At 36.0% G+C, this 26,359-nt stretch carries 20 protein-coding genes; 5 read left to right on the forward strand and 15 right to left on the reverse strand.

Annotated elements, in window-relative coordinates; all coding sequences use genetic code 11:
* Nucleotides 1-29 precede the first annotated feature (29 nt).
* The 3 genes from I5677_RS11475 to I5677_RS11485 all read left to right on the forward strand — a co-directional run bounded on the left by I5677_RS11475 (nt 30) and on the right by I5677_RS11485 (nt 4,664).
* Nucleotides 30-2,276 (forward strand): ABC transporter ATP-binding protein, encoded by a 2,247-nt coding sequence (locus tag I5677_RS11475; RefSeq protein ID WP_197661738.1) that lies wholly within the window; start codon nt 30-32, stop codon nt 2,274-2,276.
* Between the two features lie 208 nt (nt 2,277-2,484).
* Complete coding sequence (locus I5677_RS11480) at nt 2,485-4,302, forward strand: ABC transporter ATP-binding protein (RefSeq protein WP_197661851.1); 1,818 nt, start codon at nt 2,485-2,487, stop codon at nt 4,300-4,302.
* Nucleotides 4,303-4,400: 98 nt separating this feature from the next.
* A complete protein-coding gene (locus I5677_RS11485) occupies nt 4,401-4,664 on the forward strand; it encodes a DUF2164 domain-containing protein (RefSeq protein ID WP_197661739.1) in 264 nt (87 codons plus the stop codon).
* Between the two features lie 287 nt (nt 4,665-4,951).
* Here the strand turns inward: I5677_RS11485 and I5677_RS11490 are convergent, their stop codons facing one another.
* From I5677_RS11490 to I5677_RS11540, 11 genes are all read right to left on the reverse strand, one after another.
* Nucleotides 4,952-6,778, reverse strand: a complete 1,827-nt coding sequence (locus tag I5677_RS11490) for an ABC-F family ATP-binding cassette domain-containing protein (RefSeq protein ID WP_197661741.1) — start codon at nt 6,776-6,778, stop codon at nt 4,952-4,954.
* A 224-nt stretch (nt 6,779-7,002) separates the two neighbouring features.
* The gene (locus I5677_RS11495) at nt 7,003-8,370 is read right to left on the reverse strand and encodes a DUF4832 domain-containing protein (RefSeq protein WP_197661742.1); all 1,368 of its coding nucleotides are present in this window, start codon (nt 8,368-8,370) and stop codon (nt 7,003-7,005) included.
* Nucleotides 8,371-8,396: 26 nt separating this feature from the next.
* On the reverse strand, nt 8,397-9,065 hold the full coding sequence (locus I5677_RS11500; protein ID WP_197661744.1) for a DUF4956 domain-containing protein: 669 nt from the start codon (nt 9,063-9,065) through the stop codon (nt 8,397-8,399).
* On the reverse strand, nt 9,062-9,772 hold the full coding sequence (locus tag I5677_RS11505) for a polyphosphate polymerase domain-containing protein (protein WP_197661745.1): 711 nt from the start codon (nt 9,770-9,772) through the stop codon (nt 9,062-9,064). Before I5677_RS11505 ends, I5677_RS11500 begins: the two co-directional genes overlap by 4 nt.
* A 15-nt stretch (nt 9,773-9,787) precedes the next feature.
* Nucleotides 9,788-11,527 carry a CotH kinase family protein gene (locus I5677_RS11510; RefSeq protein ID WP_197661751.1) on the reverse strand — a complete coding sequence of 580 codons (1,740 nt, stop codon included), beginning with the start codon at nt 11,525-11,527 and terminating at the stop codon, nt 9,788-9,790.
* Between the two features lie 26 nt (nt 11,528-11,553).
* Nucleotides 11,554-12,942 carry an exopolysaccharide Pel transporter PelG gene (gene pelG / locus I5677_RS11515; RefSeq protein ID WP_197661753.1) on the reverse strand — a complete coding sequence of 463 codons (1,389 nt, stop codon included), beginning with the start codon at nt 12,940-12,942 and terminating at the stop codon, nt 11,554-11,556.
* On the reverse strand, nt 12,923-14,359 hold the full coding sequence (gene pelF, locus I5677_RS11520) for a GT4 family glycosyltransferase PelF (protein ID WP_197661755.1): 1,437 nt from the start codon (nt 14,357-14,359) through the stop codon (nt 12,923-12,925). Before pelF ends, pelG begins: the two co-directional genes overlap by 20 nt.
* Nucleotides 14,360-14,492: 133 nt before the next feature.
* On the reverse strand, nt 14,493-16,208 hold the full coding sequence (locus tag I5677_RS11525) for a DUF2194 domain-containing protein (RefSeq protein ID WP_197661767.1): 1,716 nt from the start codon (nt 16,206-16,208) through the stop codon (nt 14,493-14,495).
* A 5-nt stretch (nt 16,209-16,213) separates the two neighbouring features.
* On the reverse strand, nt 16,214-17,125 hold the full coding sequence (locus I5677_RS11530; protein WP_197661769.1) for a type IV pilus assembly protein FimV: 912 nt from the start codon (nt 17,123-17,125) through the stop codon (nt 16,214-16,216).
* A 29-nt stretch (nt 17,126-17,154) separates the two neighbouring features.
* On the reverse strand, nt 17,155-19,278 hold the full coding sequence (locus tag I5677_RS11535; protein WP_197661771.1) for an NAD-dependent epimerase/dehydratase family protein: 2,124 nt from the start codon (nt 19,276-19,278) through the stop codon (nt 17,155-17,157).
* A gap of 309 nt (nt 19,279-19,587) precedes the next feature.
* Nucleotides 19,588-20,862 (reverse strand): adenylosuccinate synthase, encoded by a 1,275-nt coding sequence (locus I5677_RS11540; RefSeq protein ID WP_197661773.1) that lies wholly within the window; start codon nt 20,860-20,862, stop codon nt 19,588-19,590.
* A 324-nt stretch (nt 20,863-21,186) separates the two neighbouring features.
* On the opposite strand from I5677_RS11540, the gene I5677_RS11545 reads away from it, so the two are divergent.
* Complete coding sequence (locus tag I5677_RS11545; RefSeq protein WP_197661775.1) at nt 21,187-21,678, forward strand: GNAT family N-acetyltransferase; 492 nt, start codon at nt 21,187-21,189, stop codon at nt 21,676-21,678.
* 42 nt (nt 21,679-21,720) lie between these two features.
* Here I5677_RS11545 and I5677_RS11550 read toward each other — a convergent pair whose 3' ends face one another.
* The 4 genes from I5677_RS11550 to I5677_RS11565 form a co-directional block, all read right to left on the reverse strand.
* Complete coding sequence (locus tag I5677_RS11550) at nt 21,721-22,485, reverse strand: hypothetical protein (protein ID WP_197661777.1); 765 nt, start codon at nt 22,483-22,485, stop codon at nt 21,721-21,723.
* 535 nt (nt 22,486-23,020) lie between these two features.
* Nucleotides 23,021-23,719: a hypothetical protein gene (locus I5677_RS11555; RefSeq protein ID WP_197661779.1), complete on the reverse strand. Its 699-nt coding sequence runs from the start codon at nt 23,717-23,719 to the stop codon at nt 23,021-23,023.
* Between the two features lie 78 nt (nt 23,720-23,797).
* Complete coding sequence (locus I5677_RS11560) at nt 23,798-24,328, reverse strand: dCTP deaminase/dUTPase family protein (protein ID WP_197661781.1); 531 nt, start codon at nt 24,326-24,328, stop codon at nt 23,798-23,800.
* Nucleotides 24,329-24,489: 161 nt separating this feature from the next.
* On the reverse strand, nt 24,490-25,374 hold the full coding sequence (locus tag I5677_RS11565; protein WP_197661783.1) for a LysR family transcriptional regulator: 885 nt from the start codon (nt 25,372-25,374) through the stop codon (nt 24,490-24,492).
* Nucleotides 25,375-25,651: 277 nt separating this feature from the next.
* On the opposite strand from I5677_RS11565, the gene I5677_RS11570 reads away from it, so the two are divergent.
* Nucleotides 25,652-26,314: a TetR/AcrR family transcriptional regulator gene (locus tag I5677_RS11570; protein ID WP_197661785.1), complete on the forward strand. Its 663-nt coding sequence runs from the start codon at nt 25,652-25,654 to the stop codon at nt 26,312-26,314.
* Nucleotides 26,315-26,359 lie beyond the last annotated feature (45 nt).

Consider the following 26,359-nt stretch of genomic DNA (forward strand, 5'->3'; position numbering starts at 1 on the left):
ACAAGCAAAAATATCAGAAAGGAAATATTATGTTTATTATATTAAAGCATCTTAAGAAATCGGTAGCTGCTATGCTAACCGTAACAATCCTGCTGATTTTGCAGGCTTATTGTGATTTATCACTACCTACTTATACCTCTCAAATAGTAAACGTCGGAATTATGCAGGGCGGAATCGAAAGCCCGGTTCCTGAAGTAATACGACAATCTGAATTAGATTTATTAACCTTATTCCTGGATGAAGATGAAATAAACACCGTATACCTCCATTATTCTCCTATGGAACAAAGTCAATACAATACCACGAAATGGTCTGATTATACCAAGAAGTATCCCGTGCTTAAAACGGAGAACCTTTATATCTGGGATAAGAATGAGGAGGATCGTCTGGAAACTATCCTATCCATCCCAATGATGCTTACCTTTGGTGCCAAAAACCAAAGCGAAGAAACCTTAGCAATGAGGGATCAGCTTCTCTCCACTCTGTCACCCGAGATAGTTAATGAAGATATGGATTTACTATCCATACTATCAATACTGCCTCCTCAACAAAGATCTTCTATTGTTAGTGGGATGAAGGACGCCATAGCTCAGATGCCGGAGATGATTGTCACTCAATCAGCGATCACCTACTTGAAAGCGGAGTATGAAGTGATTGGTGTTGATGTGGATCAGCTACAATCTAATTATATTTTATTGGCAGGTCTGAAAATGGTCGGTCTTGCCTTAGCAGCAACCCTGGCCTCCATATTGGTGACCCTGTTTGCTGCCAGAATCGCAGCTAAAATGGGAAGGGACTTAAGAAGCAGAACATTTCAAAAGGTATTATCCTTTACCAATACAGAGATGGATCAGTTTTCCACTGCCTCCCTTATTACAAGAAGTACCAATGACATCCAGCAGGTTCAGATGCTGGCGGTAATGTTAATTCGAATCGTAATCTACTCCCCAATTTTAGCAGCCGGCGGTGTATTTAAGATCTTAAATACAAATACCTCAATGGCATGGACCTTAGCGGTTGGTGTCGGTGCAATTATGACTTTAATCACAACCCTAATGGTTGTTGCTATGCCCAAATTCAAGCTGATGCAGAAATTAGTTGACCGGATTAACTTAGTAACCAGAGAAATTCTAACCGGATTACCGGTTATTCGGGCGTTTAGTACCGAAACCCACGAAAGGAAGCGTTTTGATAAAGTAAACATAGATTTAACGAAAAATCATCTGTTTGTTAATCGTGTTATGACCTTTATGATGCCGGCTCTTATGTTGATTATGAACCTGGTCTCCATCTTAATTCTATGGGTTGGAGCTGATAAAATCAACGGTGGGACAATGCAGGTTGGTGATATTATGGCTTTTATTCAATATACCATGCAGATTATTATGTCCTTCCTCATGTTAACCATGATATCCGTTATTCTTCCCAGAGCTGCCATATCTGCAAAACGTATCGATGAAGTTTTATCCGTTGAAACTGTAATTCATGATCCGGAAACAGAGGAAGAACCCATAGATAAGAAGAGAAAAGGACATCTGGAGTTTAACAATGTAACATTCCGTTATCCAAATGCCAAAGAGGATGTATTATCGGACATCAGTTTTGTTGCAAAACCGGGTGAAACGACGGCCATCATCGGCAGTACCGGCAGCGGTAAATCCACTTTAATTAATCTGATACCCCGGTTTTATGATGTAACGGCCGGAAGCATCCGTATAAATGGTGTAGATATCAGAAAGATGAAACAAAATTCCTTAAGAAACAAACTGGGTTATGTTCCCCAAAAAGGAGTTCTATTCTCCGGTTCGATTGAATCCAATATCGCCTTTGGCAAGTCCGATGCCACGAAAGAGGATATAAAATCAGCTGCCAGAATTGCACAGGCTACTGAATTTATCGAAGCAAAACCTGAAGGTTTCAATGCTCCGATATCACAAGGAGGAACCAATGTTTCCGGCGGGCAAAAGCAGAGGTTATCCATAGCAAGAGCCATTGCTAAAAACCCTGAAATCTATATCTTTGATGACAGTTTTTCGGCTCTGGATTATAAAACCGATTCCGTACTTAGAAAAACCTTGAAAGAGGAGCTCACAGAAAGCACCGTTATCATTGTAGCTCAAAGAATTAGTACGATCATGCATGCAGAGCAGATTTTAGTACTTGACGAAGGGCGAATTGTTGGTAAGGGAACTCATAAGGATCTACTTAAAACCTGTGAGGTATATCGTCAGATTGCATCTTCCCAATTATCAAAGGAGGAGTTGGAATATGAATAGAAAAGAGAAAAGACTCAATGAAAATCAACAACACGGATCCGATATATCGCTAAATAATTCCATACAAGAACAGCAGTCAATGGATTTAGATGCAGGACAAAATCCTTCAAATACAGCACTGGAACAAACCCCAGTTAGTATGGAACAGCAGCCAAGTCCGGCTGCCCCCGGACAAAAGCCTATAGGCTCTGCCCCCGGCAGACGCCCCATGGGCCCGGGTTTTGGCCCTGGAGGAATGGGCCGTCCCGGTGAGAAAGCTAAGGATTTCAAAGGCACCATGAGAAAGCTTACGGGTTATCTATCTAAATACAAGCTAGGCTTTTTGATTGTGTTTCTTTTTGCAATAGGCAGTACTGTATTTGCTATTATAGGTCCTACCATTATGGGTAATGCTACCACGGAGATCGCCAATGGTATCGTAAGCAAAATTGGCGGTGGAAGCGGCATCGATTTTAGTAAACTGGGTAGAATTTTGTTACTACTCATCTTCCTGTATTCGATATCCTCCCTATTCTCTTTCATCATGGGTCTGCTGACAACAGGTATTGCACAAAAGGTATCCTATAAGTTTCGAAGAGAAATATCTGAGAAGATACATCGGATGCCGATGAACTACTTTGATACAATGAATCATGGTGAGATTCTATCCCGGGTAACCAACGATGTTGATACCTTAAGCCAAAGCTTAAATCAAAGCTTAACCCAGCTGATTACCTCTGTTATCAGTATCATAGGTATCTTAATCATGATGCTTCGTATCAGTGTTGCCATGACTTTGCTTGCTCTTATGATTATGCCGGTTTCTATGCTTATCATGAGTAAGATCATCAAAAAATCACAGAAATATTTTAGCCAACAACAGGAATACTTAGGCCATGTCAATGGTCAGGTGGAAGAAGTATTTGGCGGTCACAATATTGTGAAAGTATTTAACAAGGAAGAGGATGCTCTGAGAGAATTTGATGAGCAGAATGCGAAATTATATGAATCCGCATGGAAATCACAGTTTCTCTCTGGTATGATGCATCCGATTATGCAGTTTGTCGGTAATATCGGTTATGTAGGTGTTGCTATCCTGGGTGGATACCTTACCGTTCAGGGAAAGATTAAGATTGGTCAGATCCAGTCCTTCTTCCAGTATATCCGTAGTTTTACCATGCCAATCGGACAGCTTTCCCAGGTGGCGAATATGTTCCAATCCACAGCAGCTGCCGCCGAACGGGTGTTTCAATTTTTGGAGGAAGAGGAAGAATCCGAGGCTCCAAAAAATGCGAAATCGATCGAAGGCCTAGAGGGTAACGTAGAATTTAAACAGGTTTATTTTGGTTATCATCCCGACAAAATTATCATTAATAATTTTAACGCAAAAGCTAATAAGGGACAAAAAATAGCGATTGTAGGTCCAACCGGAGCCGGTAAGACTACCATAGTTAAGCTGTTAATGCGTTTTTACGATGTAAACAGCGGTGAAATTTTGATTGACGGACACAATATCAAGGATTTTGACAGAAATGAATTAAGGAAGATGTTTGGAATGGTGTTACAGGATGCCTGGTTATTTAACGGAACAATCATGGATAATATAAGATACTCTAAACTAGATGCTACGGATGAGGAGGTAATCGCTGCTGCCAAAGCCGCCCACGTTGACCATTTTATCTTAACTTTACCTGACGGTTACCAGATGGTTTTAAATGAAGAAGCCAACAATGTGTCCCAGGGTCAGAAACAGCTTTTAACCATTGCTCGGGCAATACTGGCTGATCCCAAAATTCTAATTCTTGACGAGGCGACCAGCTCGGTGGATACCAGAACCGAAATCCTAATTCAAAAAGCAATGGACCACTTAATGAAGGGAAGAACCAGTTTCATCATCGCACACCGACTTTCTACCATACGGGATGCTGATTTAATTCTGGTCATGAATGAAGGAGATATCGTAGAACAGGGTAATCATGAAGAACTGCTGGCAAAAGACGGTTTCTATGCGAAACTGTACAATTCACAGTTTGAAAGAACAGCATAAACGAAGAAAGTGGCAACAGCACTTTTGGCGTTTCTGAGGTGTTGCATAATTGGTATGACGGGAGCAATATAAACCTATAATTAAGGAGGAGGTTCACAATGGAAGCAAAATATCAGAAATTGGGTATTACCTTATCATCTGAGGAAAAGAAGCAATTACTTGAAGAAATTGTCTATTATTTTGAAACAGAGCGGGATGAGAAGCTTGGAATCATTGGATCTGAAAATATTCTGGATTTCTTTATGGACACTCTGGGTTGCTACATCTATAACAAAGCACTGGATGATACGAAACTATGGTATAGTAAAAGAATGGAGGACATCGAAGGAGATTTCTATGCCTTATATAAAAACCTTAATTAATTTCGTTATAGTCATCTTAGAAGAACCAACGAAACGAAATAATCGAAGCGTTTAGAAGAGTCTGTTGAAAATTGAACACAAGGGGTCTGACTTACCGTAATACACTGTTTGACGAACATGTTGTTGATTTTGTCTGCACAAAGCGAACAAATATGTTCGATAAGTGCAGACAAAATCAATGATATGTCCTTCAACCTGTGTGTGAGGTAAGTTATACCCCTTGTCACTTCGATTTTCAACAGACTCTTTCGTTACACTGATGATTCTTACATAAAATTTCTCTCTGATTACTTCCCATTTTTTGATGCTTCAATCTGTTCTGCAAGATCATTTAGATACACCCATCGCTCCATTTTATCCTCCAGTTGCTTAATCAGAACACCTTTCTTTTTCATAAGCTCATTTAATTTGGAATATTCGGTTGCGGATTTCTCAATCTCGATTTCTGTCTCTTCGATTTGATTCTCTATCTCAGCTATTACTTCGTCAATCGTTTCAAACTCTCTTTGTTCCTGATAGCTGAATTTAAGCTTCGTATCTCTCTGCTTCCAGGTGGCTGTTGCGGCAGATACTTTTTCTTTAGAAGAATTCGCTGCTTCCCCTTTATTATCCATAGCTTCTAAATCAAGAATTTCTCTGGCTGCTTTATAATCCGAAAAATTACCTTCATATTGTCTGATTACCCCATTGTCTTCGAAGGCAAAGATCCGTGTCGTAATCTTGTCCAGAAAATAACGGTCATGGGATACGGTTACTACAATTCCAGAGAATGTCATCAGATATTCCTCTAGAATATTTAAAGTCTGAATATCCAGGTCATTGGTGGGCTCATCCAGAACCAAAACATTGGGTGCTTCCATCAGTACCTTTAATAGATACAATCTTCTCTTCTCTCCCCCGGAAAGTTTGGCTATGACCGTATATTGCATGGAACCGGTAAACAGAAATTTCTCACACATCTGGGATGCCGTCACCGTACCCTCCGAGGTCTGTATATACTCTGCTGTATCTTTAATATAATCAATTACTTTTAGACTTTCATCCATATATTCATTTTCTTGAGAAAAATACCCCAGCTTTATGGTACTTCCCATCTCTACACTACCTTCATCGGGAACTAACTTACCGGTAAGTATATTAAGTAGGGTAGATTTACCGCAACCGTTTGGACCGATAATGCCAATCCGGTCTCCGGGTAACAGGATGTAGGTGAAATTCTGAAATAATACTTTACCGTCATAGGCCTTCCCAATTCCATCTAATTCAATCGTCTTCTTACCCATTCGGGATGATAAGGCATTTATTTCAACTTTCCCGTCCGTCTCAATTACTTTCCGATCTCTTAACTCTTCAAAGCGTTGGATGTGTGCCTTTTGCTTTGTAGACCTGGCTCTGGCACCTCTTTGCATCCACTCTAACTCAACGCGAAAGAGACTCTTGGCCTTCCTCTCTGAGGCAAGTTGCATTTCCTCCCTCTCAGCCTTTAATTCAAGAAACTTCGAATAATTTGCTGTATAGGAATAGATGCTTCCTTTATCAATCTCAATAATTTTATTGGTTACCTTGTCAAGAAAATACCGGTCATGGGTTATCATGATAAAGGCACCGCGGTATTTCGCCAGATAATCTTCTAACCATTCCGTCATTGTGCTATCCAAATGATTGGTGGGCTCATCCAGCACCAAGATATCTGCCGGTGTAAGAAGCGCCCTTACTAGAGCAACCCTCTTTTTTTGACCTCCGGATAGCACTTTGGGTGTTCCTTCCGGATCGGTTATACCCAGTTTTATCAGCATTGCCCTTGCTTCACCCTCCAGATTTCGGTACTCCTCTTCTGCCTTCTGACCCTGAACCACATTTTGAAGAATATTCAAATCCTCATCAAATACCGGAGTCTGGGACAGATACGAGATCCTAACCTTCTTTCCTTTCGTAACAACCCCATCATCAGGCTCTTCCAGACCCGCTATTATTTTTAACAGTGTTGATTTTCCTGTTCCGTTAATACCGATGACTCCGATTTTATCTCCCTCATTAATACCAAGGCTTACATGATCAAAGAGCATTCGTTCTGTGTAGCTTTTACTCATATTCTCTATTGTTAGTAAATTCATAATTTCTGAACCTTTCTATCGCATATCCATTTATGTCTGTTTATCGTATCATAAGAACCTATAAAAGTCTACAAAGAAAGAACAAGGTCAATCTTACAGAAACCATAATGATCAATCTACTATATAATAAATTGTATATACATATAAATGTATATGAGGATGTTGTAATATGAATATGTCTGGGTTTTAACTTACCCTTAATATTCATTTTACAACATCCCCGTTTATCTCAGCTTTTTCAAAACATATCGATTATCCTCATGGATATAAGTAGCTATATAATTAACACCATTCTTGTATTCGATGTCTTCATTAGCCAAATGAACCGAATCATAATAATTCTTCGTATCCGCATCCGCCGGGCCGCTAATTTTAATACCTATATTCAAATTCTTTCCTTCAAAGATTTGTGGAACATTGGCGGTTATTTTTAGAGTATCTTCTGACATCCCTTTTATAAGGTGAATTTGTTCTTTATCACATTGGAATTTTGCCACAATTCCGTTATTTTCAATGATCAGCCAGGTTACATACTCTTCTTTTATGGCTGAAAACCCTGTATTTTTTACTGTTATTTTTACATCGAATTGCTTTTTTATCTTTAAATCTTTTGGGAGTGTTACACTTTTTAAGCTATATCGATACCCCAATCGGTTGTTGATATCATCAAAAGCGTTCCTCCCATTCAAAGTTTCTTTCTTCCAGCTTTCTAGGACCTCTTTATTATATCTGGAATTTAAGTAAGTTAGATTTAGCTTTTCAAATTCCGCTGTTGCATTTGTTGCGGAGGAAAATACACTAACTTTTGGCATCTCGCCTCCGTTCATATGATGTGACATATTTTTTGAAACCCACTCTAACTCCTGAGTACGGGAATACTTCGGATCATCGTAGGTACCCATATCACTGTCCGTTGACAGTAGTGCATCATTGTGAAAGCCTAGCCTCTGAGTATCCAATCCTGCTTCTAACGCATCCCGAATAAACCTCGGCCTTCTTACATTTATAACTATGTTGTTGTCTAGATTTTTTATCAATTCACCCAGAATCGTATTTCTGTTTTTCTTACTTTGTTGTTCCTCCTCCGGTAACAGATTACTGTGGTGCCATTCACCCCAGGGTCCTAAAAACCCTGCCTGTACACAGAGGATATTACTTCTATATTCATTTACTATTGGAGCTATCTGCCTAATATGACCCAGAGTAATTTCGATATCTTTGGGATCTTTATATTCATATTCTGCTTCAAACCCATAAGCTGCACGAAATATCACTTTAATCCCATATTCCTTGGCTGTTTCCAAAGCTTGTCTTAATTCCTCAAGCTTTTCTAAACTGATTGGTTCCCTTACATAATCTTTGATATCATATCCCATCAAAGCCAGCGTGATACCTTCTTTACGAAGTGTTTCCAATTTACTGATCCTGCTACTGTCAAACTGAATATAAAAACCTCGTGCCGGGTTTGTCAGGGCCTCCTGGCTTTCTGTAAATAGTAATTTAATTTTTTTAGCATATAGTATCATATACATTAATCCAAATATGAAAAGCACAATCACTAATGCGATGATTATTTTTTTCGCTGTACTCATCAATCCCTGGGACCCCTTTTAATCACTTATTCACCGAAATCTCCGGTGTATTCAACCAAAGCTGCACTATAAACACCTTCCACTTCTGAAAGAAGAGTTACAAAGGAGGTGTTATCCACTTTTGCTTTCACTTCAACGGTTAATTCTGTCTTTCCACCAAGTACTGTTTTATTTTTCAAAACATGTTTTACGTTAACAAGTATTTTTTGTACATCCTCATTTGCTTCGTTTTTGAATTTTACAATTAACAGATAGACTCTAGCTGTATTTTTATATGTAATTAATAGAACATAGATTACTGCGATAACAAAGGTAGATAAAAAGGACATGAAATAAAGCCCGGCTCCACAGGTAATACCGATTGATATGGCCCAGAATAGAAAGCCTACATCTAAGGGGTCCTTGACCGCTGTACGAAACCGTACAATTGAAAGGGCACCTACCATGCCTAAGGATAATACGACATTCGAACTGATGGTAATAACGATAAAAGTAGTGATAAGAGAGACAAGTACAAGCAGTATATTAAAATTGTTATTATAGATGATACCCTTATAAAACTTCCGGTATATAAAATATATGATCATTCCGCAAAGGAATGACGAGATTAAGGCCATTAACACATTCGGTATCTGTAAATCCACCGCATTCCCTTCCATAAAACTTTTTTTGAATATATCTGAAAAACTTTTCATACTTGTGTTACCCTCCTATTTAATTTCCTACACATCACATATTTTGATATGGCGCACTTTTGTGCTTTGGATATTTGAATCAGATCCCATATGTATTTTGGGATAAAGTCATCATATTTTACTTCTAAAACCATTAAGCCCTGAGGTAAAACTTCCATTGTCTCATATTCTTCACCAAACATATCCAGAGAAAAAAGAGAAGCAGATATATTTTTATCAAATGTTATCCTTACGTTTCCAAGGTCGGATACATAGGCTTCTCTCAGATATTCAACAACTGTAACCGGTGCAAGCAATCTGGAATTATGATAAGCGTATAGTTCTTTGCACACTGCTTCCTTCCGGTTTAATAAAAAATCATATTCATCATTTAAAATCCGGTTGTATTCTTCCCGATTTAATGTCGCACTTTCCTTTGCAATAAAGCTATCGAATTTACTCTTGCACTCTAGTTTAATTATGTTATCACTTCGATCATAAATGCGTATTCGGTATTTACGACGAAATCTTGTTCCATTCACTTTTTGTTCCAGGGCTGAATGAAATACATCATCAAAATACAGACTACTGATCAAATACCCTTCTTCATCCACCATATTCTCATCCGGCTTTAGGAGATATCGAAACCGTTCTCTTAAGGTTCGATAGACTTCGTCTGTGATATAATATTTTAACTCATGTCGTAATTTATGATTTTGGTATTTCATAATCATGTCCTCCTATTACTGCAATACAACCTGCCGAATTCCATATTTGTAGACCTTCTGACTTTCATTTTTATAATAATCCAGACTGATCTGTCTGTTTCCTTCACTATCAGTTGCAGTAACTTCCAGATAATACGTACCCTCAGGTATTGGTTTTGTATAAGCATAGTATGTGTCAACGATTCCCTCTTCACTAAATACAATATCCTGCATTGTATGATCCCTGGCCAAAGTAATGCCATAGGTAATCAAATCTCCTTGATAATCATGGGAGGCTTCCCACCGAAACTCGGTAGTCGTTTCTTTTGTCCGCTCCGGTTCGCTGACAAAGAAAGGCATAGGATATTTTAATGAACCGGAATATTTCTCATAATTTAGTTGTATCTGCTCATAAAACTGATCATGGTAGTCCTTGTATTCACTGGGATCCATGGATGAAATCAAAAGATCCGGAGGCAAATACATCGTCTTGTTTAATACAGTTTGATAGGAATTAAGTAAATTTTCTACCCTGCTTTTTGAAAAAGCAGTTTCCAGCAGTTCCTCGACTTTTTTTGTTAATTTTTCTAAATTTCCATTCTGCTTAAAGTATCTGCGATGCAGCTGTACTCCTGTTAATCTTTGTATTCCTTTTAAGGTATAAGGAGTTGCATTTGTTGATTCGAACTCTCCAAACTGAAAGGTACCGTCATAATCCCAGGGAAGAAAATACCAGGTCAGAGAATTCGTAGGATTATATAAAATGTAGTTATGTGATATTGTATCTTCATTTCCTAAGAGGATATTACAAGCTAACCAGGTAAGATAATTCTCCTCATTAAAATATGTGGTAAACACCTGATGAAAGTCTTTGTTTGGATCATTGACCTCTTCTAGCATCTTTAATATCTTTGAATGATCTTTCCCTTCCCTTATGGAGAGAACACTTTCAAATTCTTCTTGATTATAAGCCGGGTCATCAACGTTCTTTAACTGGGGTGTCAGTCGAAACTCAAAATTAGTTGCCTTATATAAAGTACCATTATCATCAAATCCTCTTATTCTCAGATAATTTTTATTTGGCTGTTCCACATGGGTATAAAGTCCATAGTATTCATACTCCTGATTATCGGCGGGTAACGATGCATCCCTTATATATACTACCATAAAGTTCGTTCGAAGACTTGCTATGTTCTCAATACGGGACATAATATCCATGCTGAATTTATTGGCAATCTTACTGTCATCAAATTGATGCTTATTTAAATTCAAAACAGATTGTCCGTAAAAGGTATCTGCTCCGTCTTTCATCTTAATTCTATAAGATTTATAGGACGCACCCCTTGAGGAATTACCTCTTACTTGAATGGTTGCATTCACTGAATTTATATTTTGATTTTGATTTAGCTCATCCTTTTCATTCACAATCTGTACATTGGCATTCAAAATCGGATTATACTTTTTATCCAATGATTTATGTAAATCAAAAGCCGAAAAGTTTAGGATATCGCCCTCTTCATCTTCCGTAGGAAATACTGTTATATATACTTTGGTTAACTTCTTCGGATCTTGGTCCAGATATATGTTTTTATTTTCTCTAAGAGCTGCCCCGTTCAACAAACTACTCTCCAGGGTCCAATCATCCATAATCACATCTGATGAGTATAATTCTTCTGTATCATATTTTGTATTTTGATATAGCATATAGAACGTTATAACCGATATAACCATGAGACCTAGTATAATACCGCTGATTGTAGTGTTTTTTAACTTCATAAGATACACGCTTCCTTCCTTGCTGCCTACTTTAAAATACCGCAGAATATATTGGCATTAATATCTTTTAATATATACTTTAATCTTAAAAATGCATAGATCCATCCGACAATAGCTCCGGTCAAGGGAGCGATTGCATAATAACCATTGCCTAATTTAATCGCAATTAAGGAGGCTATTACTGTTACACCAAAAAAGAGTGCGGTTGCTATAAAGCTACCGAATTGATCTGAAAAATAATATAGAAATACAACAGTAAAATACATTGAAAATATAGCATAATATGCAATTCCCAGCAATAAGAAAAAGTCTAAGGTTAATCCGCCTATCCCTAACATGGGAAAAAACATAACAGATAAACAGGTTAAAATTATCGTTATGATAAGCTGTATTTCATAGATAAAAAACAAGTTGATATGTATGGTATTGTTCATGTTTTTTCTGGCTTTTTCAATGACGGCATAGTTAGCATTGTTTAATGCCATCACGTACAATTTATATTTTTCAAAAAACTGTGTTTCCACTTTTACCGTATATATCACAATAGCAGAGAGGTTAACTATGACTGCTAAAAAAGTGGCCATATCATAGGACGGTGCAACATGAAACAGAGTAACCACGGTTGCTATGTCAGAATAAAACCAAAATATAATATTGGATATATATAACCCCAATACATAGAACAAACCACTCAAAAATAATTTAGGATATTTTATGTAATACTTAAGAAACTCAAAATATCGGTGATTTGATTTTTCAAAAAATGTTATGATATAGTAAATCAAAAATACGTTAATAAGCAAAAAGCCAAGAGCTAAACTGTAGATAATACAGTTAATTACCGATAACCCCATATACCGTTGAGCAATAAAAAATATTGCTACAGCGGATAAAAGTCCTACAAAAAAGGATGCTGTTATTTTGGCATATTCTTTGATTGCAGAAATAAAAGTCATGATACAATAGGTTACTGTTATCATAATACCAAATAAATAATATCCAATAAGAAATACCGGATTAATGTCATATTTTGCAAATAAAACAATACATATAATGAAATTAGGAATTGCTGCTGCAAAGGAGCCGATCATTATGGTTCCAAACATAGTAGCGGGAATATATTCATCTTTTTCTATGAATATCATATCGGATATAAAACGGGTACTGATTGTATTTAGGGCTCCGGATATCATGGTTGCAAAAATAAACAGATAAAGACTGGCAGAAGAAAAAAATATTTGCTCCTTATAGGGTACATCGAATATATTCATCACATATCGAATTCCCAAGAGTAACAACATAAACATGATCGTAGGACCTATCGTTGTCATAGAAGCATAAATGACACCCTTGACCTTGCCGTGAATCGTTTCATCCTTAAATATTTTTCTTAGTTCAAATCCTACGCCTGCCATGAAAGGCTCCTCCCATTTCTATATACATGTCTTGATATTGATTTAGGAAATTCTCTTTTTGGTAATATTTCATTACTCGATTACAACCGATATCACCCATTACTTTTCTAAGCTTTTCATTCGTTGCTAATGAAATAATCGCATTTGCAATAGAATTAATATTCATCACCGGAACAATAATTCCAGCTTGCCCTAATTGATCGGAAGGACTTCCATACAGAAGTTCCATGCAGCTGCCAACATTAGTACAAATCTGTGGAATTCCTGCTGCCATTCCTTCCAAAACAGCCAGGGGCTGACCCTCACTGATGCTGGTTAACAGCATGATATCTAACTTAGGAAGGTAATCTGTCACATTAACTCTTCCTTCAAATACTACATCTTCGATACTCATCTCTTCAATTAAAGCAACACATTCCTTATAATATTCCAAGTCCTCATCATAGGGCCCTAAAATGAATAATTTAAGATTCGGGATCTGCTTTTTGGCAATATCATAAGATAATAAAGTTGTCTTTATGTCCTTAATCGGTACTACTCTGGCTAGGATACCTATATGAATAAACTCGTTCTTTTGCTGTGTTCTTCTGGGGATTAGACTAAGCTTATCTGCATCTATTCCATTGGGTATAATCCTTATTTTTTCTAACGGACAGCCCAGTTCCACTTGTAGGGTCTTATTGGTTTCAAACAAAGAAATCACTTTATCGGCTTGTTTGTAAGCAATACGGGAAAGCTTATTAAAAAAGTCAATCCAGATTTCTTTATAGATACCTACGACCCAATCAGATTTAATAATCTCTTCTTCCCGTTCTCTGGTATAAATCCCATGCTCCGTCAGCAGAAAAGATTTCTCAAACAAGTGTGAGGCTACACCGCCAAGTACCCCGGCATAACCGGTAGATACTGCATGATATACATCCGCCTTCGGTATCTCATGGGATAATATATATAGCAACGGAAAATACATGGACCTGATATTCCATAAAAATGTGCTAAACGTAATTCTTGTATAAGCATTCTTATAGATTTCTACAACGATATCAAAGAAATCCTTGCTCATAATAATATCTGTAAGACGTTCTCTATGTATCTTGAGAAATTGCAATATATCCTCCCAATTTATCTTATCATTGGATTCCATAAGAAAGGTTTTGAGTATGGCTTTATCCTTGGTATCTAATTTGATTTTTTTATGTTTATTTACAAACTTGATATCATTTAAATAAACCGTCTTGACTTTTACTATATTAGAAGGAAGTTCATATTTATAATCTTTCATTTCCTCTCTGCTGGTAGCAATGGACCAGATGACAAATTCAATATCCTTATGTTCACTAATCAACATCTGTACCCAACCGGATACTCCTCCCGCAATATAGGGATAACTTCCTTCACAAATGATACATACCCGCATAGTAACCAACCCTTCCGGTAATTTATAATAACGCCTTTATTAACATAGGATAACTCTCACAAAACTTCTATGTTTCGTACATTATTTTTCCAAATGAACTCTATAAATGTATTTTCTGTCGCCGTTTATACTCCTATTGATAAAATATTATAAGCTCCGGCTCTATTGCTTCTATATAATAATAACTGTCATTAATTTTCGTCGCTTGTCCGCCGGACAGTTCTTTGATATTTTTATAGCTTCTTAAAAAAAAGGCTTGTCCGCTTCTAAAATCACTACAGTAGACCTTAATATAATCTTCTTTATATTCCACCGACATTTTAAGGCTATAATAAGCCTTCGTATTCTTGGCACTCTCAGATAGGGTTTTTGCCTTTAGCCATGATGTCGTCCCAAAATAAGCCTCTGCCAGATCATTAAATTCATCACTTAACCGGGTCCAGCTACTGTCTTTCTCCTGAAATAACGTACGTATATTAAAACTATGGGAAACTACTCCGTACAGTGAAAGCCCGGATAAAAATTCATAGAACATTCCATGGCTTTTGCTAAATCCTGAACTGATTACAGGATAGTGGACGAAACTATCCTTAACTTCAAACTTCTGAATCGTCTGCGTTGTTTCATCTCCCTGGTAAAATCCTCTTACTGTATAGATCCCACCCAATACCTCGCTTACTGTTTTTAAAATATCCTGATTTGTTTTCCCATATAATACAGAATACCCGCTGATTTTATAGTTGGGGAACATTCTTTTGAACTCGTTATAATAGTGTGACAATAAATTCGTACGAAATGAACTTGAATTAGAAAAGTCTCCTTGTAGAATAACTTCTCCATGATAACGAAGAATTTCCTTTAGTAAATATTTTGTCAAACGTTCGTTTTCCAACAAAAGATTGTTCTCTTTATCAACAAAGCTTAAGATACCTGCCGTATATTTTATATCATACCTGGAGGAACTTCTTAGAAGCTCCGGCCATAAAACATCTCTTAAAAACGACTCTGCCCCTCGGCCATATAACTGATTGGACTTGATATCATCCATACTTTGGATAGGAGGAAACTCATCCAAATAAACCGTTTTTACACCGATTACCGGATAGATTAAGTCTCCCTTTAATTCTCCTAAAGCACTGCTAAAAAAACCCCCGCTGCTAATGTTATCCATCAAAGAGCCATTGATCACTACTACCTTTCCTCTTTCATAGCCGTGACTATATATCATCGGTACTTTGTTCGTATCCTCCATCAATACGTTTACCGAAGGATTCAGCGTTAAATTTGAAGATGAATTATATCCACTATAATCAAAAGTAATCTCAGGATAGGGCATAAATTGTCTGTTTATATGCAATTGTTTCGTCTCAACCGGTGTTCCCTTCTCCATAATTCCCCATATCGGATAAAGATACGAATCCTTAGATCCCTCAGGAAGTCCCGCAGCAAAGAGTACTTTTCCACCGTTACTGATATAGTTTGCCAATTGCTTTAAATCCATAACCTTGCTTGGTGTTTTTGTACAAATGATTAATATAGGTTGTTTTATCAGATCATCCTCGTTAATGATTATCTTTTCACTAAACTTAAGTTTCATATAGGATAATGCCTGCTTAACATTCGTTATTATATTTTTTTCGTACTCATCTTTAGCATCCCCTACAATATAATAGATATCGGTTTTCATTGTTTCAGGTAGTGATGTCTTAACCAAAATTAACTCATCCTGAAAAGTATTAATGTCCTTTGTGGGTTCTGTTGTATAATTACTGACATTAAATAATAAAAAAGCAATTGAAATCGTAGTTATGATAATAATGATTAAGATTAACCGTTTTGTAGATAACATACAGGTCACCCCCTCGCAATCCAGAATCTAAGCTGATCGAGTCCTATTGCCGACAAAACCACCGTTGAATTTCTTAGTCTTTGTAATACCTTATCAAATTCATTTTTATTTTGAAGTCGATAATAAATCTCTAGAAGACGCATGTATATATCTTCATCTTCAAATTCACTTAACCTATTTTTTGCTACTTCTTCTGCTTCATATAACTGATTTAATTCCAGATAGAAATCTATCAAATGAATATAGTCACTTTCTAATGTAACCGTTGAATACTCATTCATTGTTTCCTGTATAAGTTTTATATACTTATTCATTTGTATAAGTCGATCCCTACTGGAGAGTACACCGCTATCAATAAAGTTATATAGTTTATCCAGATAATCTCTACGTTTTTCAGGTGATTCCTTACTCTGAAGAAATACAGTTTCTGATTTTTGAAGCTCATTTCTAAGTTTTCTAGCTATTTCCATAGTTGCAGCTGCAGCATAATGAGAGGTTTCTGAATCACTGTCCTCAAGGGCTGACATTGTTACTTTGTAATTGTCAGCCATATTCCCTTTTAGTAATTCTAGTAAAAGATTTCTTTTTTCTCCGGTTTGACTTACCGCTAAAGCCTCATCGAAAGGAACTATATTTAATTCCTCCTCCACTTTCGGTCTGGCGGCATAATCTTCTCTTAACTTCATTGATATAATATCATCCTTGTTATATAAATTAGTCTTATGTATCATGCGAAACATAAAATGAGGTATATAATAAATTGCAAATCCAAAAACGGGTACAATAAAAAACATTGTCCCAAATAAAATTCCCTGTTTTTTGTCTTTACTTTTCAAAAGAAAGATCAAAGTGAAAATAGTATTTAGAAAAATAATAAAACCGATGATCTCCATCCTTACCCACTTTCTTATGTTCATAAAATAAATTAAATGAAATATATGTATCATTATAAATTGATAATTTCTGCCTCAATATCATTTTGTCTTAGTCGCTCTAATACGTATCCCACTTCATCAAAGGAGGTATTATTCAGTAATACAAACAGTTCCCTTTTCTCATTAACTCCAAAGAAATCTGTATTGCGGGTTGAATTTACCACCTTATAATAGGTATCTTTGATATCTTCTTCTGCTTTTAGTTTAATAATACTGTAGTCTGCAATTCCTTTTTTCTTACCTTCCTGCTTGATTTTAATGAGCTTTTCAAACTCCTTCGCATTTAATATCTCCGTTTCATCAATATACTGCGATGATCGGACTGCAGCCTCATATTCCTTTGCTTTTGCTATGGAAGATGATATCAACACAGTAAGGGTACGGAATAAGTTTAGTTGATATAAATTAAGACTTTTAAACTTCATTTTATTAATTATGATAATAGCAATGCATTTTCCCTCATGGAAAATCGGTGCCGCCAAAGAGGGCTCCTGATCATCCCATTGGGAACCGATAAACAATTCATTGCTATTGATCTTGTCCCTCATAGCGGGATATTCCTTTAGGTTGATTGATTTACCTTTAAAAACCGCATCCGGTTTTGAGGATGCAATCAGACGAATATAACTGCTCTTTTCGTTACCAAGATATACTGCTACCGTATCCGTATCCATAATATCCTTAATAACATCAATTGCTTCTGCAAAGATTGTCTCGGGTTCCAGAACGGTCAGTCTACTTATGATGGAATATAATTTAGGTAAACTTGTTTTATAGGTTAATATCCTCTTCTCATACTCACGTTTAATTAATATATTATCTTCATTAATTTCTCTTATTTCCTGATATTCTTTCCTTAAATACTCGTACTCCGTATCTTTCTCCTGTAACATAGTACGATAATGATCAACAGCATAGCCTACTGCAATTCCCATAAATATATATCTAGCCAGGGTCATAATAAAGTCTATATTCGTTAACACATTTAAGATATTCCATCCTGCGATACCATGTTGCCCCAGATAAAATCCAAAAGATAAGATTACCGATAGCATGGATTGGCGAACACCAAGTAATAAAGCGATTAAGATGATGTAAATCGTCATGACGTCCATAGTTTTCAAAAAAGAATGATTTGAAAACAGCATAGTTATAAGCGCGAATAGGATAAAGACAATTATGTTCTCCAGGGAAATTAATATTGGTTTCTTTGGGATTATTCTTCTTATTTTTGGTATTTCCGGTTCTTGTTGGTAGGTTAAATTCATATCGCTCTGACTTATGACAGAAGAAAATCTATGGTAACCTACCCATTCCAGTTCGGATTTGATCTTGTCCGCGTTCATAGCGTAGGAGATGATTTCCCCCTCATATGGTTCAATCTTTGCATTGATTTTCAGAGTTTCTTTTAATATCACAGCCACCTGATATTCACTCAGTGCATCCGAACATCCAACATTATAAATGAAGCTTGGAGTATAGTCTTTGGCCCGATAAATAGCTTCCACACAATCTTTAATATGAATTGGATAGAGGATTTTATTCTTATTCGCTTTATAGATACCCTTTCGATAATAGTCCTTCACAATATTCGATACAAAATCCTGCTCTTCCTCCATAACATGGGTGCCATATATATTTTCCAACCGTAATATCACTGCATTCATTTGATGTTTTTCATGAAAACCCATTACCAGCTCTTCACCGATGCTACATAATTCCCCTTTGTAGGTAGTTGGATGCTTTAAATCCGTTTCTTTATGAGTAAGATTCCCTACCGAATATACTTCATTGGTGGATAGGTAGATAAACTTATTAACATTGTGAATACTGGAAAGGTTTAATATATTTAATAAACGAGATAAGTATTCATTGGTGTCAGTACAATACTGCCAGGTTTCTTTTAGGAATATGTCTCCAGCAAAAATAACAACATCCGGGCTAATACTTGAAAAAATTTTCTTTAGCCCTATGTCGTTACTATTATACTTATACCATTTATAATGCAGTGCAGGCTTTGTATATTTATCAAAATCCTGTTTTGCAATGATATATACTTGATCCTCTTCTTTCACTAATCTGTCTACCAGCTTAGAAGCCAAAGAGTTACAAGTACCAAGATAAATAACTTTCATCAATATATTCTCCCGTGAACTATCAAGCAATAATAAGTCAAATAATCCTGTACCTTTTAAGCTATTCTTACATATTTTACCATGCTAATGTTTAAAACGCAATAAAATACAAGTATTTTTTTGTCTATTGATACTTAATTTTGTAGTTATTTGTTCATTATAACAGATTAACTGATAAAAAACAAAAGAAGCTCAAAATGAAACTTTTGGGAAAATAATAAGGGATTGTTACAAACTTATAATTTTTGCAACAACCCTTATTATTGTCTGTATCATTTTGAGCCTTTTATGGTATATCTATCTGCTTTTTTATTTTTTTATAATTTCTTCTCTGCCCGGGCCGTTAGACACCAAGGTAATTGGCACTTCCAGCTCCTTTTCGATAAACTCAATGTATTTTTTACAATTTTCGGGCAGCTCTTCATAATTTCTTATGCCTCTAATATCCTGTTTCCATCCGGGCAGATACTCATAAATCGGTTTTGCTTTCGCCAGCTTAACAGTTGTCGGGAAATCCTTCGTTACCACTCCGTCTATATCATAGCCGACACAAACCGGAAGCGTATCCAGATAACCAAGTACATCTAGAACCGTTAGTGCCACCTCCGTTGCTCCCTGCATTCTACAGCCGTAGCGGGACGCTACTGCATCAAACCATCCCATTCGTCTGGGTCTTCCTGTGGTTGCACCGAATTCACCGGCATCTCCACCTCTTCTGCGTAATTCATCTGCTTCTTCACCGAAGATTTCACTGACAAATTCACCAGCTCCAACAGCGCTTGAATATGCTTTTACAACTGTAACCACGTTCTTTATTTCATAAGCAGGAATTCCTGCTCCGATTGCACCATATGCTGCTAAAGTAGAAGAAGAGGTAACCATCGGATAAATTCCAAAGTCCGGATCCTTAAGAGCTCCCAGTTGTCCCTCTAACAGAATGTTTTTACCTTCTTTAATTGCATCATGCAGATAAGCAGATACATCACATACATAAGGCTCTACCATATTTCTATATTCAATCATCGTTTCATATAATTCATTCGGATCAATTGCAGGCTTGTGATAAAGATGCTCTAAAATAACATTTTTTAATTCACATACTCTTGCTATTTTTTCCTTCAATACTTCATCATCAAAAAGCTCAGATACCTGAAAACCGATTTTCGCATATTTATCTGAATAAAATGGCGCGATGCCGGATTTGGTTGAACCAAAGGATTTACCTCCCAGTCTCTCTTCCTCATACTGATCAAAAAGTATATGATAGGGCATCATAATCTGTGCCCGATCAGAAACCTTAATATTTGGCTTTGGTACTCCGAGATCCACCAAAGATTTGATTTCATTAAATAAGTAAGGGATATTCAGTGCCACTCCGTTACCGATAACACAAGTCGTATGTTGATAAAAAACGCCGGATGGAAGTAAATGAAGAGCAAACTTACCATAATTATTGATGATTGTATGCCCTGCATTGCTGCCGCCTTGAAAACGTACAATAATATCCGCTTCCTTGCCTAACATATCGGTGATCTTACCTTTTCCTTCGTCGCCCCAATTCGCTCCTACAATTGCTTTTACCATAATGAATCCTCCTTGGATGATGCAAATAATTACTATTCAAAGTGATACTCCTTATTTAGTATCAATCTGCATCAAAATCTGTATTCTTATTACTTCATAAGTATATATCACTTGATTATATAAGTAAAATCAATATATATTATGCATTGCATAACGAATACTTATACCTCATAAATTAATAACCAATTTTTATATCCGTTCTACTGTTAATTTTATTCGCACGGTATGCAATTGTTAGTAAATAATGCTATAATTAGTGAAGGTAGATAAAGATTTTCGTTTATCTCATAGAAGAATTTGCTAAAGAAGAAAGAGGATTTAGACATGATTATTGCGAAAGCCACACCGGCCAGCTTAGATGCTGTATATGAGATTGTTCATACAACAATAAAGAATATTTATCCGAATTATTATCCTACAGAAGTCGTTGATTTCTTTCTGAATTATCATAACACTTCGAAATTAGAAGCTGACATTAATAATGGTAATGTCTATGTATTGTCAGTCGACGACATATTTGTCGGAACCGGCAGTATCATTGAATCGAATAATATCGGACGACTGTATGTGAAACCGGAATATCAGGGCATGGGATACGGCAAAATAATTATGAACGACTTGGAAGAAATTGTTGCTTTAAATTTTGACACCGCTGTGATAGAAGCTTCCTTGCCGGCCTATGATTTCTATCTCAAACATGGCTATAAGCCTATGGAATATCATAAATACAAAGTAGAAAACAACCGAATCTTGTGTTACTACATTATGAAAAAAAACCTTAAAAACAATATAGATAATGAAATGGGAAATGCATGAAGCAAAGTAAAAAAATTAATTTTTAATTAAGAAGAGTGGAATCTACGTGCCTGTTATACTCTCCCAATAGTTACGCAACTCCTCATCCTGCGCCTTCGCTTCCTCTACTTCTTTGTTCGTCATTTTTATTAATTCCTGTACATCGGCATCGTTATTCCTATCATCAAAGTATGCTTTTAATTTTTCATCCATTGGCTTATCATTGATCTTTAATTCTCCCGTATGATCCGTAACCACCAATATCTTAGAAAGATTAGGAGCTAAGGTTGTGATACCAGTTATTTTTGTTTCATAATAGATATACACAATGTAAACGCCTTCTTCGTAACTTTTTTTTATATAACATTTGATATTGCGATAATCCTCTTCATACATTGTATCTTTTTCCAACTGTTCCAGTGAAATTATATTCATTGGATCATTCGAAAGGCTTTTTAGTTTATCGATATCAAGATTAATCTTTGCTGCAAAATAATTATAAACTAATTCTTCTATTTCAGGATATCCGTCTTCTTCTATCCCATATACCTGATATTGATTTGAGATCGGCGAAAGTGTTGGGTCTACTTGTGATGTTGACGGTATTGCTACAGAAATCGTACTTTCATCCTGTTCATTAGGAACAGAAAGATTCTTTTGCATCATTTTATCCTTATTAGAATCTACTTTCTCTATCCGATTCATTTCTTTCATGTCCAATGTTTCTTCTGTCCCGGTTTTCATCTGGCTTAAGGATAGTGCAATGATTCCAATTCCCATATTTCCCATAATCGTGAGTAAAATAATTTTTTTATGTCTTAATTTCATCTGTTCACCTCAAATTACTTTCTAGATTGCTTAATTACTTCTGATGGGTATTATACCAATATTTGTTACATAACACAATCAATATTTAATATATTTGTAATATTTATTTAATATAGCAACATATTTATTAATATATGTGTAATATTTAATACAACCCTTATACTCATGTATATGTGTGGATGTTTGATACAATACAAACTTCTATGAATCGTTTATATGACTTATGTTATGTATATAAAATCTGTGTTACGAATCATAATTCAAGGGATTGTTCCAAAAATAAATAATGGGAATATAATTTACCTTTCACAGATTGAAGGATATTTTACGATTTTGTATGCCTTGTTCAAACACTTCTGTTCGCACTCGGTATAACAAAACCAGCAACATGTCCTCATACAGTGTATTACGGTAAAATCATATTCCCAGCTTACTATTTTGATAACAGCCCTTTCATTTGCAATGGTGCCGCTTTATACTTATACATATAAAACAATATTTTTTTATTTTACGTTGTTTAATGATCCGGCACCAGTTAAAACATTCTGGTAAGACTGCCTCCCTCAGAAAGTCTTTCTACAATATCTCTTGAAGCCAACTCTATAAATTCTAATGTTCTCTCATAGCTTATATAAATGGGGTTTAAGCAATCATGTTTCTCTACAAAATATTTTTGGATAACCCAATTTCTACTGTTTGTTAATTCCTGTTCACTTAGCATATTTTTTATTTCGTACGATTTTACGTTCTCCAGTTTTGCTCTGATTTCCGCCATTTCCTTATAGTTGCTCATCAAAAGATAATCATTTCTGGTCATATCCTCAACAATTCTATGGAAAAATTCCCTGTCACTCTGACTAATTCCTAACGTCTTCATGGTTTCAACAAATTCATAGCGAAGGGTCCGCATATATAATTCGTCCGTAAGAATATGTACCACATAACCACGATACAGATCCAATACTCCTCCTTCCTTTTTTCTTGAAGTCAGAATAAAATCTGTAACCCTCTGATGAAAAAGCGCAAGATTTTCTTCTTTAAGAAACTCCATATCCCGAATATCGTCTCTAAGATGCGTATGCCTTTTATCCTCTCTCACAAAACCTTCCCTTGCATGAATCGCATCAGGAGCAATTGAGCCGGCATAGAACATCCCTTCCTCCTTAATAGTTCCTTTCGGTAGTAGCTTTTGTATTTCTCTGGCAATGATTAAATGCGCTGCAATTCCTGCCATACATACCTCCTAAATAAAAACTAGTTGTAGCATAGATTTATGAATATATTATTAACACTAATCTGCGACTTTCATAATCTATTTCGTTGTACTTCCAAAACCACCGTTTCTGATTTCTTCCACTTCATCATCTACGGTAATACCATACTCAACAAAGATTCCCTGCATAAATCCTGTGCCTTCATCAAGCATCACAGATTTACCTTCCTTACTGTCATTTGTAATTTTGCAGAAAATATGACCCTCATTGTCAGAATGATAATAATCACTATCAATAATACCCACCGTATTATTCATCTGTAAACGGTACTTAAACCCCAATCCGCTTCTGGGGTAGCACTTTAATACCCAGCCTTCATCTATTCTTACTCTGATACCGGTAGGTATTTTGATGGTTTCTCCCGGATTAAGAGAGAATTTTAAAGGGCTGTAGAAATCATACCCGGCAGATCCTGTTGTAGCCCTTTGGGGTAATTTGATTTTACTATAAATATTTTCTATATTTAATTGTACCTCATCCTCTATGTTATTGTGCGGATAGAAGGTATCAATCCAGCTTTCCCGAAACTGTTTCAAACTTACTTTTTCAAACTTAGCTATTCTCTTCATAGTATCCTCCAATATTTTTTGCTATATATAATAATTTCTGAATTTTAGTCTAAATGTTACAAGAACCCATCTGTTTACATCCAATTAAGTATCTATTTATAGGTTGTTGTACAGTGGATGTGACTTATCGTAATACCAAAAGATTATTTTGCATAAGCTTCTCATAATCCTAACATACCTAATAATTCTTTTGCTGCCTTGGAAATAGGATTATGATTTCCTATGATGATGCAAAAATGTCGTTTTGGAATTTCTTTTTCAAATCTAAGCTCAATAAGCTGGTTCCTATCGATTAGCTCTTGTGCAAAATCCTTCACCACGCAGCCAATACCCAGATTTCTTACGGCAAACTTAACTATAATATCACTCATGGCCAATTCAAACTCCGGCTTTAATCTTACATTATTCTCGCTTAAAAAATCATCCAGGTATCTTCGGGTACTGGTATTACGCTCCAGACATATGGTTGGAAGTTTTTCTAAGGACTGATATCTAAGTACCTCTCCTTCTAATTCCCGGAATCTGGAGCCTGCAACAAAAATATCTTGAATCTCTCTTACCCTAATAACCTCTGTCTCCGGTCTTGCCTGAAAGGGTTCACTTACAACTCCAAAATCTATCTTTCCCTCATATAGAAATTCTAAAGTTTCCGGGGTAGGCGCATTGGTTACTGTAACCTTGATTTTGGGAAACTTCTCATGGAATTTCTCCAGATAGGGAAGAAGATAAAATTGTAAGGTCATATCACTTGCACCAATTCTAATCTCTCCATTCTCCAAATCTAGCATTTTTCTAAACTGCGCTTCCCCAAGCATAATATATTCATAGCCCTTTTGCACATAAGATAATAGCACTTCACCCTCCGGTGTGAGCTTCACCCCTTTGGGTACACGAATAAAAAGTCTGCTTCCTAAATTCGTTTCTAATAGCTTAATCGCTTGGCTAACTGCCGGCTGAGAGATACATAGCTCCTCCCCTGCCTGTGTAAAACTTCTTGCCTTCGCTACGTGATAAAATATTTTATAATATTCAAGGTCAATATTCATATAATATCTCCTTATGTTTTATCATAAATCTATATGCAATAATTATATCATCATCCTATATATACTGCAAACTTTAATATCCTTCGGTTTGTGTCAAGTGCTTATTCTGTCTATGGCTTAACTAATGATTGCTTCTTATTTTTTTCTAATCTAATTCTAATCCTGGAAATATTGCACAAAGGAGTTAAATATGGTAATCTGTATTTGACCAAAACAGTCAAACGTAAAGAAATAAACAAAAAATGGTATATGAGTAAAGGTAAAAGAGGTGATCCAGGTGTATGAAAGCTTCGAGAATCTGGAAGAGCAGAAAAAAATAAATATTATTAATGCAGGCTTTAAGGTATTCGGAGAAAACGGATACCAAAAAGCATCTGTCGATCAAATCGTGAAAGAAGCGAATATATCAAAGGGCAGCCTGTTTTACTATTTTGAATCAAAAAAGAATTATTATATGTATCTGTACGATTATTGTGCAGAGCGGATGAAACTCCTGATTGATGACCCGGGAGAAGATGGCCTTCCTGCCTATATCCAAAAAACAGATTTTTTTGAGCGTCTGGATGCCATTCAAAAGCTCAAGATGAAATATGCAATCACATACCCACATATAACTGAATTTATGAAAAAGGTAATTATTGAAAACTCTCCATCCATAAAAAACGAGATACAATCTTACAATTTAAAGTTAATAAAGGAACGCTTCGATCATTTCTTCTATAAGCTTGATCTACATAAGTTTAAAGAAGGGGTTGATCCGAAAATGGTGATGCAATTACTAATCTGGTGTTCGGAAGGATGTGCCAGCCAACTGTATATGAAAAACAGACTGGATCCCTCCATAGAGCGGGCTTCCCCCAATTTTCAAGAAATACTGGATTTATATAATTCCTATGTGGAATTATTACGTAAGAACTTTTATAAAGAAGAGTATCTATAAGTAATCGGCATTCAAGTATGCTGCATTGCCTGATATAGCAAGAGT

Source organism: Mobilitalea sibirica, from assembly GCF_015999265.1.
Taxonomy (GTDB): Bacteria; Bacillota; Clostridia; order Lachnospirales; family Lachnospiraceae; genus Mobilitalea; species Mobilitalea sibirica.